This window comes from Actinomadura rugatobispora, assembly GCF_055379765.1.
On the sequence record NZ_AP029191.1, the window covers coordinates 1531891 to 1547429 of the forward strand.

The 15539-nt window shown below is 73.8% G+C and carries 10 protein-coding genes and 1 other RNA gene; 4 read left to right on the top strand and 7 right to left on the bottom strand.

The window, feature by feature from the left end; translation table 11 throughout:
- Positions 1 to 58: 58 nt before the first annotated feature.
- Positions 59 to 3394, bottom strand: coding sequence for an ATP-binding protein (locus ACZ466_RS06275; protein WP_378285771.1), 3336 nt, complete (start codon positions 3392 to 3394; stop codon positions 59 to 61).
- A gap of 131 nt (positions 3395 to 3525) precedes the next feature.
- On the bottom strand, positions 3526 to 4923 hold the full coding sequence (locus ACZ466_RS06280) for an NAD(P)/FAD-dependent oxidoreductase (protein WP_378285770.1): 1398 nt from the start codon (positions 4921 to 4923) through the stop codon (positions 3526 to 3528).
- A 391-nt stretch (positions 4924 to 5314) separates the two neighbouring features.
- Here ACZ466_RS06280 and ACZ466_RS06285 point away from each other — a divergent pair, with 391 nt between their 5' ends.
- From ACZ466_RS06285 to ACZ466_RS06295, 3 genes are all read left to right on the top strand, one after another.
- Positions 5315 to 5908, top strand: coding sequence for a YbhB/YbcL family Raf kinase inhibitor-like protein (locus ACZ466_RS06285; protein ID WP_378285769.1), 594 nt, complete (start codon positions 5315 to 5317; stop codon positions 5906 to 5908).
- 288 nt (positions 5909 to 6196) lie between these two features.
- Positions 6197 to 8497: a hypothetical protein gene (locus ACZ466_RS06290; protein WP_378285768.1), complete on the top strand. Its 2301-nt coding sequence runs from the start codon at positions 6197 to 6199 to the stop codon at positions 8495 to 8497.
- A 93-nt stretch (positions 8498 to 8590) separates the two neighbouring features.
- Complete coding sequence (locus ACZ466_RS06295) at positions 8591 to 10960, top strand: SulP family inorganic anion transporter (protein ID WP_378285767.1); 2370 nt, start codon at positions 8591 to 8593, stop codon at positions 10958 to 10960.
- 49 nt (positions 10961 to 11009) lie between these two features.
- Here ACZ466_RS06295 and ACZ466_RS06300 read toward each other — a convergent pair whose 3' ends face one another.
- Entirely contained in the window at positions 11010 to 11198 is a 189-nt protein-coding gene (locus tag ACZ466_RS06300) for a hypothetical protein (protein WP_378285766.1), read from the bottom strand.
- Between the two features lie 241 nt (positions 11199 to 11439).
- Between ACZ466_RS06300 and ACZ466_RS06305 the strand changes: the two genes are divergently transcribed.
- Complete coding sequence (locus ACZ466_RS06305; protein ID WP_378285765.1) at positions 11440 to 11997, top strand: N-acetylmuramoyl-L-alanine amidase; 558 nt, start codon at positions 11440 to 11442, stop codon at positions 11995 to 11997.
- Here ACZ466_RS06305 and ACZ466_RS06310 read toward each other — a convergent pair.
- From ACZ466_RS06310 to ACZ466_RS06325, 4 genes are all read right to left on the bottom strand, one after another.
- Positions 11955 to 12935 carry an NAD-dependent epimerase/dehydratase family protein gene (locus ACZ466_RS06310; protein ID WP_378285764.1) on the bottom strand — a complete coding sequence of 327 codons (981 nt, stop codon included), beginning with the start codon at positions 12933 to 12935 and terminating at the stop codon, positions 11955 to 11957. The two genes, ACZ466_RS06305 and ACZ466_RS06310, sit on opposite strands and share 43 nt — an antisense overlap.
- Positions 12936 to 13093: 158 nt before the next feature.
- An RNA gene (gene rnpB / locus ACZ466_RS06315) (RNase P RNA component class A) lies at positions 13094 to 13475 on the bottom strand.
- A 92-nt stretch (positions 13476 to 13567) separates the two neighbouring features.
- Positions 13568 to 14683, bottom strand: coding sequence for a bifunctional RNase H/acid phosphatase (locus ACZ466_RS06320; protein WP_378285763.1), 1116 nt, complete (start codon positions 14681 to 14683; stop codon positions 13568 to 13570).
- Positions 14680 to 15423, bottom strand: coding sequence for a zinc ribbon domain-containing protein (locus tag ACZ466_RS06325; RefSeq protein WP_378285761.1), 744 nt, complete (start codon positions 15421 to 15423; stop codon positions 14680 to 14682). Before ACZ466_RS06325 ends, ACZ466_RS06320 begins: the two co-directional genes overlap by 4 nt.
- Between the last annotated feature and the right edge of the window lie 116 nt (positions 15424 to 15539).

A 15539-nucleotide genomic window follows, 5' to 3' on the forward strand; every position in this document is an offset into this window, starting at 1 on the left:
CCTGCCCCCTGGCGTCCTCCGGTCGCTCCCTTCCCTCCCGGTTCCGGGGCGGGCGGGGTCAGCCGGTCGCGGGCCCGTCGCCGGACGGGCCCGCGAGGGCCGGCGGCGGTACCGGCCGCGCCAGGCCGAAGGCGTCGAGGACGTCGTCGAAGGTCTGGGCGCGGCCCTTCTCGTAGGACGCGGTGAAGGCGGCCTCGCCCAGCGCCTCGCGGGCCGCGTCCTCGATGGCGCGGGTCTCCGGCTGAGACAGGTCGCGGGCGCCTCGTACACCGTGCGCGGCGCCCAGCAGCCGTGCGGCGCGGGCCGGGTCGCCCTCGCCGATGGCCAGGAAGGCGTGCCCCGTCAGCACCTGCGCGGCGATCGGATGGTCCACCGCCTGGACGGCGTCGGCCAGCGCCTCCCGCAGCCGGGCCCGCGCCGCGTCCACGTCGCCGTGCTCGGCGTCCAGTTGCGCCCGGGACGCCAGGATGAGCGCGCGGTACTGGGGCGGCCCGCCCGTCCGAGGGCAGAGCTCCTCGGCCCGGTCGAACCGCCGGATCGCCTCCGCGCGGTCGCCCTCCCGCCGGGCGAACTCCCCGAACTGCTGGTGGATGCCGGCCAGCGCGTCCGGGAAGGCCAGCCGTTCGGCCTCGCGCAGCGCGGTGGCCAGGAGCGTCTTGGCCCGCTCCCGCTCGCCCAGGAGGTACAGCTCGTTGGCCAGCCTCGCGTGGACCTGGATGAACATGCCCATGCCGCTGCCGAGGGGCTCGTTCAGCCGCAGCGCCTCCTCGTACAGCACCGCGGCGGCGCGGTGCTCGCCCCGCCAGGCCAGCAGCTCGGCCTTGCCGGTGAGCGCGAACGACAGGCCCCAGCGGTCCCCCGCCTCCCGGAAGGCCCGTTCGGCCTCAAGGAAGTCGCCGTCGACGCCGTCGTGCCTGCCGAAGTTGATGGCGACCTGGGCGTGGATGAAGTAGCCGATGCCCCGCACCCACGGGTCGGGGTCGCCCAGCAGGGGCCGGACGATCTCCATGGCCTCCGCGCTCCAGCCCGTCACGTACATGTTCATCGTCACGGTCATCGCCCGGACGACGGGATGCCGCACCGGCCCGCCGTGCCGCTCCCCGATCTCCTGGGCGCGCCGCAGCCACTCCACCGAGCGGGAGTTCTCCCAGGGCCCGTCGAAGGTGAGCATCACCCCGTGCGCCAGGGCGAGCACGGTGGTCTGATCCTCCGGGAGGTCCGGCATGGAGAACAGCTCGACGTAGTGCTCCCCGGCCTCGCGGACCATGCCGTGCAGGAACCAGTACCAGCCGAGCGAGGCGCAGAGCCGTACGGCCAGGGCCGCGTCTGGGACGGACATCGTCCAGCGCAGCGCGGCGTGCAGGTCGTCGTGCTCGGCGTTGAGCCGGGCCATCCAGTAGAGCTGGTCGTGGCGGTAGAGGCGCGGCTCGGCGGTCTCGGCGAGGTCGGCGAGGTACTCCGCGTGGGCCCGCCGCGTCCGGTCCTCCTCGCCCGCCTCGGCGAGGCGTTCGGCGCCGTAGGCGCGGATGGTCTCCAGCATCCGGTAGCGCGGCCGGGGGTCGTCGGCCTCGGCGACGGGGCCCGGCTCGGCGGCGGTGACGATCAGGAGGGACTTGTCGACCAGCGCGGTGAGGACGTCCAGGACCTCGGCCGGGTCGAGTTCGGGCCCGGCGCAGACGCGCTCGGCGGCCTCCACGGTGGCGCCGCCGGCGAAGACCGAGAGCCGCCGCCACAGGGCGCGCTCGGCCTCGTCCAGGAGGTCCCAGCTCCACTCGACCACGGCGCGCAGGGTCTGGTGGCGGGGCAGCGCGGTGCGACTGCCGCCGGCCAGCAGCCGGAACCGGTCGCCCAGGCGGTCGGCCAGCTGGGCGGGGGTCATCGCGCGCAGCCGGACGGCGGCCAGCTCGATGGCCAGCGGCATGCCGTCCAGGGCCCGGCAGATCCGCACGATGGACGCCACGTTGGCGGGCGTGACCGCGAAGCGGGGGGAGGCCGCGACGGCGCGGTCGGCGAGCAGCCGCACGGCGGGGTTGGCCAGGGCCTCGGCGACGCCGGCGCCGTCCGGGGGCGGTTCCAGCGGTTCGACCGGCCACAGGGCCTCACCGGTGATGCCGAGCGGTTCCCGGCTGGTCGCCAGGACCCGCACGCCGGGGCAGTCGGCCAGGACGCGGTCGGCGAGCCGGGCGGCGGCGTCCAGGAGGTGCTCGCAGTTGTCGAGGACGAGCAGCAGCCGCTTCCCGGCGAGCGCGGCGGCCAGCCTGTCCAGCGGGTCGTTCGTCTCGGCGAGGGCGACCCGGCCGTGCCCGGTCGTGACCAGCGCGGCCTCCCGCAGCCCGAGGGCGGTGAGCACGGCCAGCGGCGTCTCGGCCGGGTCGGAGACGGGGGCCAGCTCGGCGAGCCACACGCCGTCGGGCATGCGATCGAGCTGCCGTTCGGCGGTTTCGAGGGAGAGCCGGGTCTTGCCCGAGCCGCCCGGCCCGGTCAGCGTGACCAGGCGTCCCGCGGCCAGTCTCCCGCCGATCCGGGCGAGGTCCTCGTCGCGGCCGATGAAGCTGGTCAAGCGGGCGCGCAGGTTGTGGTTCGGCTTGGTCCGCGCGGTGTCCGGTCCGGGCGAGGAGACGGGCGAGGTCGCGGCCGGGGGCGAGGGCTCTTCGGCGGCGCCAGGGAGCAGGGCGGGGTCCTGCCGCAGGACGGCTATGTGGAGGGCCTCCAGGTCGGGGGACGGGTCAACGCCCAGTTCCTCCGCCAGCGCGCGTTTGACCGACGCGTACTCCGACAGCGCCTCGGACTGGCGGCCCGCGCCGTACAGGGCCCGTATCAGCCGTCCCCGCAGCGGCTCGCGGAGCGGCTCCGCGGCCGCCATCGCCTTCAACTCGGGGATCAGCCCCTCGTGGCGGCCGAGGAGCAGGTCCGCGTCGATCCGCTCGTCCAGCGCGGCACGGCGCAGCGCCTCCAGGCGGGCGGCGGGCCCGTCGGCGAACGGCAGCCCGGCCGCGTCGGCGAGTGCCGGACCGCGCCAGAGGCCGAGGGCGGCGCCCAGTTCGTCCGAGCGGGCCTCCGCGCCGGGCATGCGCCGGGCGGCCAGCACCCGGGCCTCGAAGTCGTGCGCGTCGACGGCCGCGCGCGGGACGACCAGCCGGTACGCGCCGGGCCGCGACTCGACGCTGCCGCGGCCGATCACGGCGCGCAGCCGGGACACCAGGGCCTGGAGCGCGTTGGGCGCGGTGGCGGGCGCGCGGTCCTCCCAGAGGTCGTCGATGATGCGTTCGACGGTCAGCGGGCGGCCCGCGTCCAGGGCGAGCAGGGTCAGCAGGGCCCGCAGCCGCGCGCCCCCGATCTCGGCCGGACGGCCGTCCGCGACCACCTCCAGCGGCCCCAGGATCCCGATCCGCACCCGTCGATTCTCCCCCACACCGCCGGAAGCCGTTCCAACCCCTGAAAACGACGGCCCCGACGATCCCATGGACCGTCGGGGCATCGCCTATGGATTTTTCCGGCCGGAGGCTCCGGCGGGGCCTCGGCGCGTCAGGCCGCGTTCTCGGCTGCCTTCTCCCTGGACTCGTCGCCGGCCCGCTCCCTGGCCTTGACATCGCCCAGTGCGGCCAGCTCGAACTCGGCGCGCGGCTGCTCGATGCTGCCCAGGGACACGGTCTCGCGCTTGAAGAACAGCGCCAGCGTCCAGTCGGCCAGCACCCGCACCTTGCGGTTGAAGGTCGGCACCCGGGACACGTGGTACGTGCGGTGCATCACCCAGGCCGGGAAGCCCTTGACCTTGAACCCGTAGGTGTTGGCCACGCCCTTGTGCAGGCCCAGGCCCGCGACGGAGCCGACGCTGTTGTGGACGTACGGCTTGAGGGACTTGCCCCGCAGCGAGCGCACCAGGTTGTCGGCGAGGACCTTGGCCTGGCGGACGGCGTGCTGCGCGTTGGGGGCGCAGAACATGCCCTCCTGGGTGAGGTCGGGCACGGCCGCGTTGTCACCGGCGGTGAACGCCCGCACGACGCCCTCGATGGTGAGGTACTCGGTGGCCTTGACCTGGCCGCGCTCGTTCAACGGCAGGTCGGAGTTGCGCACGACCGGGGACGCCTTGACGCCGGCCGTCCACACCAGGGTGCCGGCGGCGAAGGCGCTGCCGTCGGAGCACTCGATGTTCCCGCCGACCGCGGACTGCAGGAAGGTCTTGAGCTTGACGTCGATGCCGCGGCCGCGCAGCTGCTCGGCGGTCCACTTGCCCATGTCGGGGCCGACCTCGGGCAGGATCCGGTCGGCCGCCTCGATGAGGACGAACCGCAGGTCCTGCGGGGTGACCTTGCGCATGTACTTGACCGCGCCGCGGGCCATGTCCTCCAGCTCGGCCAGCGCCTCGACGCCGGCGAAGCCGCCGCCGACGAAGACGAAGGTGAGCGCCTTGCGGCGGATCTCCTCCTCGTCGGTGGACTCGGCGATCTCCAGCTGGGCCAGCACGTGGTTGCGCAGGTGGATGGCCTCGCCGATGGTCTTGAAGCCGATGCCGTGCTCGGCCAGGCCGGGGATGGGCAGGGTGCGGGACACCGAGCCGGCGGCCATGACCAGGTAGTCGTAGGAGATCCGCTCGGGCGGGCCGGCCAGCGGCTGCAGGATGGCCCATCGCTCGCCGTGGTTCAGCTCGGTCACCCGGGCGTTGCGCACGGTGCAGCGGGGCAGCACGCGGCGCAGCGGGGCGACGACGTGCCGCGGGGAGACGTTCCCGGCGGCGGCCTCGGGGAGGAACGGCTGGTACGTCATGTACGAGTTCGGGTCGACGATGGTGATCCTGACCTCGTCCCGCTTCAGCTCGCGGCGGAGCTTCTTCTGCAGTCGAAGTGCCGTGTACATGCCCACGTAGCCGCCACCCACGATGAGCACGTGGGGAGCGCCAGGGGTGCCCTCGGCGGTCCTGGCCATTGCGGCCTCCTCAGTCACGGTCGGCTTGTGAAGACATTCACAAGCTACCTGATGGACCGCACCCAACACCAATGGATCATGGCGAAATTTTGTAAAAAATTTCGATCTTGTCAATTTGGAGCGTTGCTTCCGCGTGAATTACGCCACTCCTTCGCAAAGATTCGGACATAGAGCACGATACATCTCATGACGAACATCACAGCGTGGCGACCACCTGCGCCGAGGGGTGGAACCCGGGCCGCGAAAGCCCCGTCCCACAGCAGGCGAACCTCTAAGGTGGGGCCGGACGAGGAAGGGGGCACGCCACCGGGAAACGCGCGCGCCGCCGTGAAGGCCCCGGTGCGGAGAGCCTGGCGGGGCGCGGCGTACGATCTCGCCCGGGAGCGTAGCGATGATGAGCAGATACCGGCGTCCGATCGCGGCCGGTGCGGGTGCCCTCGCGCTCGCCGGCACCCTCGGCCTGAGCGGCTGCGGGTTCCTCGGCAACCCGCAGACCTCCGGCGCCGAACTGTCGGAGTGGTTCACCGTGACCAGCCCCGTCTTCCGCGATGGGCGCGACTTGCCCACGCGGTACGGCTGCAGGACGTACCCTGGCGGAGCGGGCACCACCCCGCCGCTGCGATGGTCGGGTACCCCCGCGGGGACCCGTTCGTTCGCGATCGTCATGGACGACCCGGACGCCGACACCGGCGCCTATGTCCACTGGGTGATCGGCGGGATCGACGGGACCGTCCAGCAACTGGTCGAGGGCGCCCAGTTGAGCAAGACCGTCGAAGGACAGAACACGAGCGAGAAGGTCGGCTACGCGCCGCCCTGCCCTCCCAAGGGCGAGCAACACCGGTACCGCTTCACCATCTACGCGCTGGACACCGAGGTTCCGTTCCGCAGCGGCGCTTCGCTGAAGGAATCGCTGGGTGCCATCGCCGAGCACACGGTGGGTCGGGGCCGGATCACCGGGAACTTCGGAAGCGATGAGTCGCGTTGACCCTGCGGTCACGGAACGGCAACGTCACCGGGACGCGAGGTCAGGGCGGACCCCTCGGGGGGCCGGAACCGAAAGGGGCGTACAGGTGGGCCGGTACGGGCGCGAGCGCCGGGTTGGCCAATCGGTGCGCGCCGTGTGAGGGTAGATGTGCGCGAAGGGTGTGACAACGGTCATAGCGGTCGGCCAGACTCGGTGTAGAACCGCCGAGGCCCGGCCGCTGGCGATAATCGGGACGATCCCGGGGGCCGCTCTGGCGACTCTCGCCGGACCAAGGCATTGGGTGGTGGCATGACGTATTTCGTGGTCTTCGGCCTCAGCGTGGTCGTGGTGCTGGTGGTCGTCCTGGTTGCCCTGGGCCTGCGGGCCAGCAGGGCGGGACGCGACGACGACGATGACTGGATGGCCGACGACAGGCCGGCTCCCCGTGGCCACCGCTCCGCCCCGCCGGACGAGATGGCCGACGACGGCTACGGCCCCGGGTACGACGCCGGGTACGACAACACCGGTTATGACAACGGCTACGAGGCCGGCGGCTACGAGGGCGACGGCTACGCCCCCGGGCAGGGCCAGCCACCCGGGCCAGGCCACCCCGGGCCCGGCCAGCCCGAGCCCGAGTACGACCGGCGCGTCGCCGGCGGCCCGCTCGCCGCTCCCACCCCCGCCCCGGCCCCCGCGCCACCCGCTCCCGGTGGCCAGGCCAGCGACGAGATGGAAGACGACGACTACTGGGCCACCATCACCTTCGACAAGCCCAAGTTCCCCTGGCAGCACGACAAGCACGCGGACGAGGCCGTCGACCCGGCCGCCGACCCGCTGAACGCGCGCGCCGACGAGCCGATGCCCGGGGAGCCGATGCCGGGTGAGCCCGTCCACGAGCACCCGATGCACGCGCAGGGCGACCCGATGGGGATCCACCGCAACGAGCCGCCCATGCCGTCCGCTCCCGAGCCGATGCTGACCCAGCCCGTCTCGCTGGGCGCCGACGCGCCCGGTTCGCGCGGCGCGGTAGGCGCGCTCGGCGGCCCCGGCGTGCTGGGCGGCCCCGCCGACCGTCCGGGCGGGCAGCACGCCGCTCCCGGCGGGCCCGGCATCCCCGGCGGCCTGGCCGCCGCGTCCGGCCCGTCCGGCGGCGACTACGGCCCGCCCGGTGGTGAGTACGGCCCGCCCGGTGGCGACTACGGCGCGACCGGCCCGCAGTCCGCGCCCCCGCAGCAGCAGCCCGCGTTCCCGCAGTCCCCGTCGTACGGGGGCGACCCCGGGCTCGGCGGCGGACCATACGGCGGCGACCCCGGCGCCACCGCGGGTGACCCGATGAACGCCGACCCGCTCGGCCAGTCCATGGGCACCGGCCCGCAGGGGCCGTTCGGCGGCTCCGACTACCGGGCTCCGGACTACGGCTCCTCCGACCCGTCGTCGACGTCGTCGTTCGGGTCGGGCTCCGGCCTCGACCAGCCCTCCTACGGGGGGCCCGAGCCGTCCTACGGCGGGTCCGACCCGTCCTACGGCGGGTCCGAGCCCTCCTACGGCGGGTCCGAGCCCTCCTACGGGGGGTCCGACCTGTCCTCGTACCGGCCCTCCTCGCCGCCGCCCGACGCCGGCGACCCGCTGGGCGGCCGTCCGGTCGCCGCGGGCCCGCCGCCCGGATCGTCCCGGCCCGACGCGTTCGACCGGCCGCTGCCGCCCCCGCCGGGCGCCGGCGACCCGCGCGTGTCCGACCCGCTCGGGCTGCCGCTCGGCTCGCACTCCGAGCCGCCGCGCCCGGCCGAGCCGCCCGCGCCCGCCGCTCCCCCCGCACCCGCCGCTCCCGCGGCCCCGGGCGGCGGCTACGGCGGCGCACCCGGCGGCTCTCCGGCCGACACCGACGGCCACAAGCTGCCGACCGTGGACGAGCTGCTGCAGCGCATCCAGCACGACCGGCAGCGCACATCCGGCCCGGCCCCGGGTTCCGGCCTGCCCGACAGCGGCGGCTCGTACGGCGGATCCCTCAACGACCCGCTGAACGACCCGCTGGGCTCCGGCACCTCGCCGTCCTCCTCGTACGGGCCGAGCGGCTCCACCGGGCCCTGGTCGTCCCCGGGCACCGGCTCCGACCCGGCCGGGACGCAGAACCTGTCGGGGCTGCCGTCCGGGTCCGGCGCGGGTTACGGCGGCTCCGGCCAGGGCGAGGGCTACCCCACGTCCCCGGCGTACGGCGACTCCTCGCGCTACGACGACCCGCTGGGCACCGGCCGCGACTCCTACGGCTCGTTCGGCGGCGACACGGGCTCGGGCAGCGAGGCCGGACGCTACGGCGACTTCAGCGGCAGCAGCTACAACGGCACCACCGAGCCCGAATCCGGCGGTGCGGGCTCCGGCTACGGCGACCCCAACGCCACGCAGGCCTACGACCCCAACGCCACCCAGGCGTACGGGGGCGGCTACTTCGGCTCGCAGGGGGGCGGCTACCAGGGCTCGCCGTCCGACACGGGCGGGGGCCCGTACGGGTCCAACCCGGCCAACCCCGCCAACCCCGGCAACTCCGGCTACCCCGGTTCCGACCAGAACCGGCAGCAGGACGACTGGGAGAGCCACCGCGACTACCGCCGCTGACCGGCGACGAGGCGGGGCCCACCGACACCGGTGGGCCCCGCCTCGTTTTGCGTCGGCGGAATGTCGGTGCCTCATGATTGCCTACGCCGTGTGATGATAAAGACACTGAGCGTATCCGTTCTGCGTTGGGATCTCCCCGCCTCGCTGGTGGTCTTCCTGGTCGCGATCCCGCTCTCCCTCGGCATCGCGGTCGCCTCCAACGCCCCGATCGCCGCGGGACTGATCGCCGCGATCGTCGGCGGCATCGTGGCCGGGCTGGCCGGCGGCGCCCCCTTGCAGGTCAGCGGGCCCGCCGCCGGGCTCACCGTGATCGTCGCCGAGCTGGTCCAGGCGTACGGCTGGCGCGCCACCTGCATGATCACGATGCTGGGCGGGCTGCTCCAGCTCGCGCTGGGCGCCTGCCGGGTGGCCCGTACCGCGCTGGCGGTGTCACCGGCGATCGTGCACGGCATGCTGGCCGGGGTCGGCGTGGTCATGGTGCTGGCGCAGCTGCACGTCGTCCTGGGCGGCAGCCCGCAGCACTCGGCGATCAGCAACCTGCGCGAACTGCCCGGCCAGCTGGTCGCCCACCACTCCCAGGCGACGCTGCTCGGCCTGCTGACCATCGCCGTCCTGCTGCTCTGGTCGCGCCTGCCGAAGGGGAGGTTCTCGGCCGCCCGCTGGATCCCCGGCCCGCTCCCCGCGATCGCCGTGGCCACGCTGACCGCCTGGCTGCTGTCCTGGGACGCGCCGCGCGTCGAGCTGCCCGGCTCGCTGCTGTCCGGATGGCACGCCCCCGCCCTGCCGCACGGCCCGCCGCCCGAGATCGTCGGCGCGGTCGTCGCGATCGCGCTGGTGGCCGCCGTGGAGTCGCTGCTGTGCAGCGTGGCGATCGACCGGCGGCGCCCCGCCGGCGTCCCGCGCGCCGACCTCGACCGCGAGCTGGTCGGCCAGGGCGCGGCCAACACCCTCTCGGGCCTGCTCGGCGGCCTGCCGATCGCGGGCGTGATCGTCCGCAGCACGGCCAACGTCGAGGCCGGCGCCCGCACCCGCGCGTCCACCGTGCTGCACGGGCTCTGGATCCTGGTGCTGGCCCTGTCCTGCGGCCCCGTCATCGAGCAGGTCCCGCTGGCGGCCCTGGCGGCCCTGCTGGTCGCGCTGGGCGTCAAGATGATCGACACCGCCCGGGTCCGCGACCTGCGCCACCACCGCGAGGCCCCCGCCTACTTCGTCACCCTGGGCGGCGTGGTGCTGCTGGGGCTGGGCGAGGGCGTGCTCCTGGGGCTGGCCGTCATGGGCATCCTGGCCCTGCGCCGCCTGACACGCCTGACCGTACGCGTGGAAGAGGCCGCGCCGCCCCCCGGAACCCTCGCCCCCCTTCCCCGCCCCTCACCCCCCGCCGGCGACACCCCGGCGGCCGCCCAGCCCGCGGGGCTCGCGCAAGGATCCGCCGGTGACACGTCGGCGGGGGGCCGGCCTGGGCGATGGCACGTGGTCGTGGAGGGCACACTCACCTTTCTCGGGGTGCCCAAGGTGACGGCCGTGCTGCAGCGGATCCCGCCGGGGACCGCGGTCGACCTGGACCTGAACGTGGACTTCATGGACCACGCCGCGTTCGATGCCATCCACGAGTGGCGTCGAGCACATGAGCGGCTTGGAGGTGGGGTCGATATCGACGAGATCCATGAGAGTTGGTATGAAAGAGCGGTGACTGGTGATATGTCGCCGCCGCGTAAATCGTCCCCGCCTGCCCGCTGGTGGGCTCCCTGGGCGAACAGGCGCCGGCGGACCGAAGGCCCCGAGCTGGACGCTCCCGAGGTCTCGCCGAGCGCCCTGCTGCTGGCGGGCGTCCGCGAGTACCAGGGCCGTACCGCGCCGCTGGTGCGGCCGATCATGGCCGAGCTGGCGTTCGAGCAGAAGCCCGAGCATCTGTTCATCACCTGCGTCGACTCGCGGGTGGTGCCCAACATCATCACCGCGAGCGGCCCCGGCGACCTGTTCATCAACCGCAACGTCGGCAACATGATCCCGCGGTACGGCTCCCGCACACCCGACGACTCGGTCGCCGCGACGGTCGAGTACGCCACCGAGGTCCTGGGGATCCGCACCATCACCGTGTGCGGCCACTCCAACTGCGGCGCGATGGCCGCGCTGCTGGCGGGGGGCTCCGAGGTCGATCACCTGACGAGCCTGTCCCGCTGGCTGAAGCACGGCAACCACAGCCTGGCCCGCTTCCTCGCCTCCGAGCCCCGCGGCGACGAGCCGCCGCTCGCCCGCCTGTGCCAGGTCAACGTGATGCAGCAGCTCGACAACCTGCTCACCTACCCCTGGCTCCGCAACCGGGTGGAGGCCGGCGATCTCGAACTGGTGGGCCTCTACCTCGACCTCGAGACCGCCAACGTGCACATCCTCGACCCCGCCGCGGAGGCCTTCGTCCCCGTTCCGGACGAGGCCCCCGACGACGACGCCCGTACGCTCACCTGAGCCCGCCGGTCCCGTTCACGGGCCGTCGCCGGTGACGGCCCGTGCCCGCTCAGCGCCCGACGAGCTGGTCGTCGTTCCCGCGCACGTACATTCCCGTGATGCGGCGCGCCCGCCGCGCGCGCCCCGTCGAGGCCGGGAGGAACAAGGCGTCCCCCCGGCTCGCCCTCGCGAACTCCACCAGATACACCAGTGACGCCAGCAAGCCGATGAGTGCGACCGCTGTCATGATGATGAACATCGGTGCTCCTCTCCGCGGGGCCGGTCCCAGCGCCCCGCCGTCACCGCCGATCTCCCCAAGTCGATCAGCTCTACTTGGAAGGTAAGCGGACTCGGGGACTCCGTTTGTGTCGCATGACACCGAACACGGAGAGAGACCGAAAATTTCACGATTCCCCCCAAAGAGTGGTTCCTTGGACAGCGATCACCCGCCGCTCCTCACCACCCGTGACCTCGGCCCCGGGCTGTGATCTCATGACGGAATGGTGATCGAGGAGCGGCCGGTCGGCTGGTGGCGGGCGCTGCCGGAGCGTTCCGCGGCGGAGGTGACCGCCGTGGTGCTGCACGCGACCGAGACGCCCGACCTGGCGGCGGCCCGGGAACTGGCGGAGCACGGGCCCCGCGTGTGCGGGCATCTCTATATCGATCGGGACGGGAGCGTCCAGCGGTTCGTCCCGTTGGACCGGGTGGCCGCGCATGTGCGCGGCCACAACACGCCGTCGATCGGGATCGAGCTCGTCAATCGGGGCCGCTTTCCGCGGCATTTCGATTCCCGGTCCCAGGTGCCGGAAGAGGAGTTCGGCGCGGCGCAGATCGAGGCGTTGAAGAACGTCCTGCGGGGGCTGCTCGAAGAATTCTCAGGATTGCGGGAGCTGGTGCGGCACAGCGATCTCGATCGGGAGATGGTGCCCGCCACCGACGACGGGCGCCGTCTCGTCCGGCGCCGGATCGACCCGGGCCCGCTGTTCCCGTGGGCCGAGGTCAAGGCGTTCTGGGATCAGAGCAGGGACGCCTCGACCTCCGGGTCCAGGCCCACCTGAGGACGGTCGGGCCGCTGCGGCGGCACTCCCCCGATGCTCCGCAGCCACGCCCACGTGTCGGCGACGGTCTCCGCGACCGGACGGCATTTCAAGCCCGCCGCGAGCGCCTTCGAGACATCGGCCTGGTGCATCATTCCGTGCATTTCACCCGGGGGAAGCCAGATCGGCAGGTCCTGCCAGGGCTCGACACCCGCCCGGAGAATGCGCTCGGGGTCGGTCCACCGCAGTTCCGCGTCCGAGCCGGTGATTTCCACGCACGTTTCGAGCAGTTCCCGCATGGTCGTGAAACCGGGCGGGCTGACGACGTTGTACGGGCCGCCGAGCCCGGCGACGGCGGCGTCCAGGCTCCACCCGGCCATGTCCCGCGCGTCGATGTACTGCAGCCCGAGGTCGCGCGGCCCGGGGGCGAGCACGGGGCCGCCCCGAGCGATCCGCCGCAGCCACCAGGGGAGGCGGCCGATGTTCTCGTACGGTCCCAGCACCAGGCCCGCCCTGACCAGCAGCGCGCGGTCCCCGAAGGCGTCCACGGCGGCGATCTCCGCGCCGCGCTTGATGGTGGCGTACGCGCCGTCGTCGGCGCCGTCGGGCGACCCCTCGACCAGGGGCGCGCTCTCGTCGGCGCCCGCCTCGGCCGGGAAGGCGTACACCGAGCGGGTCGACACGTACACGTAGCGGCCCGCCCTGCCGGCCAGCGCCCTGGCGGCGTCGCGGACGGCGACCGGGGCCCATGACCAGGTGTCGACGACGACGTCCCATGTGCCCCGCTCGATCGCGGCGAGCCCCCCGGCGGCGCGGCGGTCGCCGCGCAGCGCGGTCACCCCGCCGGGGGCGGCGTGCGTGCCGCGGTTGAGGACGCTGACGTCCCAGCCCCGCGCGAGCCCCTCCTCGACGTAGGCCCGCCCGGCGAACTCGGTCCCTCCCAAGATCAGCAGCCTCATGCCGCCACTCTGCCCGGTGCGGCCCGCCGCCGGAACCCCTTCACGCCTCCAGCGAACGGAATCGCCCGAAGGCGGTGTCGACGGCGGCCGCGAGCCGTTCCGGGTCGCCGCCCGCGATGGCGTGGAGCGTGACCAGCGCCGGGCAGAGAGGGGGGCGGCGGACGAGTCGGCCTGTAGGCCGGGTTTTGTTCCCGCCTTGCGGCGGGCGACGGCCATCCATCTCGGGCCGCTGTTGCCAGCGGCCTCCAGCGGTCTACCCGCAGGCTCGGGCGGGCCGCCCTCGGACGCCTGCGCGGGGCGCCTGGCGGCGCCCCTTCTTGACCTTGCTCCGGGTGGGGTTTACCTGGCCGCCCACGTCACCGTGGGCGCCGGTGAGCTCTTACCTCACCGTTTCACCCTTACCACCGAGCGGTGGCGGTTTGTTTTCTGTGGCACTGTCCCGCGGGTCGCCCCGGGTCGGCGTTACCGACCACCCTGCCCTGTGGAGCCCGGACCTTCCTCGGCGGGGCATCGCCCCGACGCGGCCGTCCGGCCGGCTCGTCCGCCGTCCGTCCAGATTACCGGGGATCATGGGAGGCGCGCGAACGCGGGCCGGACGGGCCCGCGGACGCGCGCCGGGCGTCCGGAACCGGTCAGAGAAGGTGGTGGGCGTCGTTGAACGAGCGCAGCGTCGCCGGTCCGTCGTCGTACCAGTCGATCACCGAGAGCGAGGCCACGTCCAGCCGCATCCGGTAGAGGGAGGCCATCGGCGCGCCGAGCGCCTCCTTCACCAGCAGCTTGATCGGGGTCACGTGCGAGACCACCACGACGGTCTGGTCGCGGTAGCGGACCTTGACCTTGTCGAGGGCGGTGCGGACGCGGCGGGCGACGTGGGTGAAGCTCTCCCCGCCGGGCGGGGCGACGTTCGGGTCGGCGAGCCAGGCCTTGAGCTCGGCGGGCGAACGCCGCTCCGCCTCGGCGAAGGTGAGGCCCTCCCACTCGCCGAAGTCGGTCTCGCGGAAGCCGTCCTCGACGCGGACGGCGGCGCCGGTGGCGGCGGCGACCTCGGCGGCGGTGGCGCGGCAGCGGACGAGCGGCGAGGTGACGATCGCGTCGACGCCGCGGTCCTTGAGGGCGCGGGCCGCCGCGCGGGCCTGCGCCAGGCCGTTGTCGGTCAGCGGCACGTCCCCGGTGCCCGCGAACCGCTTCTCGATCGACAGCGGGGTCTCGCCGTGCCGCAGCAGCAGCGTGGTGGTGGCCGTTCCGGTGGCGGACGACCACACCCGGGCCTGGCCGGAGCCCTCGTCCTCCGGCTCGTCCTGCCCGGGGTCCTCCCGGCGGCTCCACGTCTCGCCGCGGGCGGCGGCGTCCATGGCCTCGTTGGCGAGCCGGTCGGCGTGCGCGTTGCGGTCGCGCGGCACCCAGGTGTAGGTGACCGAGCCCAGGCCGGAGGCCAGCTCGCGGGCCTCCAGGGCCAGCGGGACCATGTCCGGGTGCTTGATCTTCCAGCGGCCGGACATCTGCTCGACGACCAGCTTGGAGTCCATCCGCACCTCGGCGCGGGCGGACGGGTCGACGCCGGCGGCGGCGCGCAGCCCGGCGATCAGGCCGCGGTACTCGGCCACGTTGTTGGTGGCGTGCCCGATGGACTCGGCGACCTCGGCCAGCACCTCGCCGGTGAGGGCGTCGCGGACCAGCGCGCCGTACCCGGCGGGCCCCGGGTTGCCCCGGGAGCCGCCGTCGGCCTCGACGACGAGCCTGCGGCTCACAGGCCCGACTCTGGGGTGCGGACGAGGATGCGGCGGCACTCCTCGCAGCGGATCACCTCGTCCTGCGCGGCGGTGCGGATCCGGTTGATGTCGACGGTGTTGAGGGCCAGGTGGCAGCCCTGGCAGGCGCCCCGGTAGAGCTTGGCGGCGCCGACGCCGCCGAACTGGCCGCGCAGCTTCCCGTACAGCGTCAGCAGGTCCTCGGGGACGTCCTTGGCGACCGCGGCGCGGGCCGCGGTGGTGCTCCCGGCCTCCTCGTCGATCTCCTTCTGCGCGGTGTCGCGGCGCTGGGCGAGGGTGTCGCGCTCGGCCTGGGCCCCGGTGCGCTCGGTGCGCAGCCCGGTGACCCGGCCCTCGGCCTCCTCCCGGCGCTCCATGATCTCCAGCACGACCTCCTCCAGGTCGGACTGGCGGCGCTGGAGGGAGGCGATCTCGGTCTGCAGGCCGCTGAGGTCCTTGGCCGAGGTCACCTGGCCGGAGTCGAGCCGCTTCTGGTCGCGCTCCGCCCGGGCCCGGACCTGGTCGACGTCCTGCTCGGCCTTCTTCTGCTCCCGGTCGAGGTCCCCGACCTCGGTCTCGGCCGCGACGATGGCGTCGCGCAACTCGGTCAGCCGGCCCTCCAGCCGGTCGACCTCGGCCAGCTCGGGCAGCGTCCGGCGGCGGTGCGCCAGCCGGTCCAGCGTGCTGTCGAGCTCCTGCAGGTCGATCAGGCGAAGCTGGGCTTGCGGTGCGGCTTTCACTTTGCTCCTTCGCTGACTCCGGGCGCAGCCCCGGGTGTCCGGGGGTCCACCCCCGGAGTGGTGGTGAGTTCGGGCGCGGCCCCTGGGGTCTGGGGGCCCGCGCCCAGCGGGACGCC

Excerpts from the sequence above, each read along its gene's own strand:
- ACZ466_RS06280 (WP_378285770.1), bottom strand. The coding sequence starts at position 4,923 with ATGGCCAGGACCGCCGAGGGCACCCCTGGCGCTCCCCACGTGCTCATC.
- ACZ466_RS06285 (WP_378285769.1), top strand. The coding sequence starts at position 5,315 with ATGATGAGCAGATACCGGCGTCCGATCGCGGCCGGTGCGGGTGCCCTC.
- ACZ466_RS06290 (WP_378285768.1), top strand. The coding sequence starts at position 6,197 with ATGACGTATTTCGTGGTCTTCGGCCTCAGCGTGGTCGTGGTGCTGGTG.
- ACZ466_RS06295 (WP_378285767.1), top strand. The coding sequence starts at position 8,591 with ATGATAAAGACACTGAGCGTATCCGTTCTGCGTTGGGATCTCCCCGCC.
- ACZ466_RS06300 (WP_378285766.1), bottom strand. The coding sequence starts at position 11,198 with ATGTTCATCATCATGACAGCGGTCGCACTCATCGGCTTGCTGGCGTCA.
- ACZ466_RS06305 (WP_378285765.1), top strand. The coding sequence starts at position 11,440 with ATGGTGATCGAGGAGCGGCCGGTCGGCTGGTGGCGGGCGCTGCCGGAG.
- ACZ466_RS06310 (WP_378285764.1), bottom strand. The coding sequence starts at position 12,935 with ATGAGGCTGCTGATCTTGGGAGGGACCGAGTTCGCCGGGCGGGCCTAC.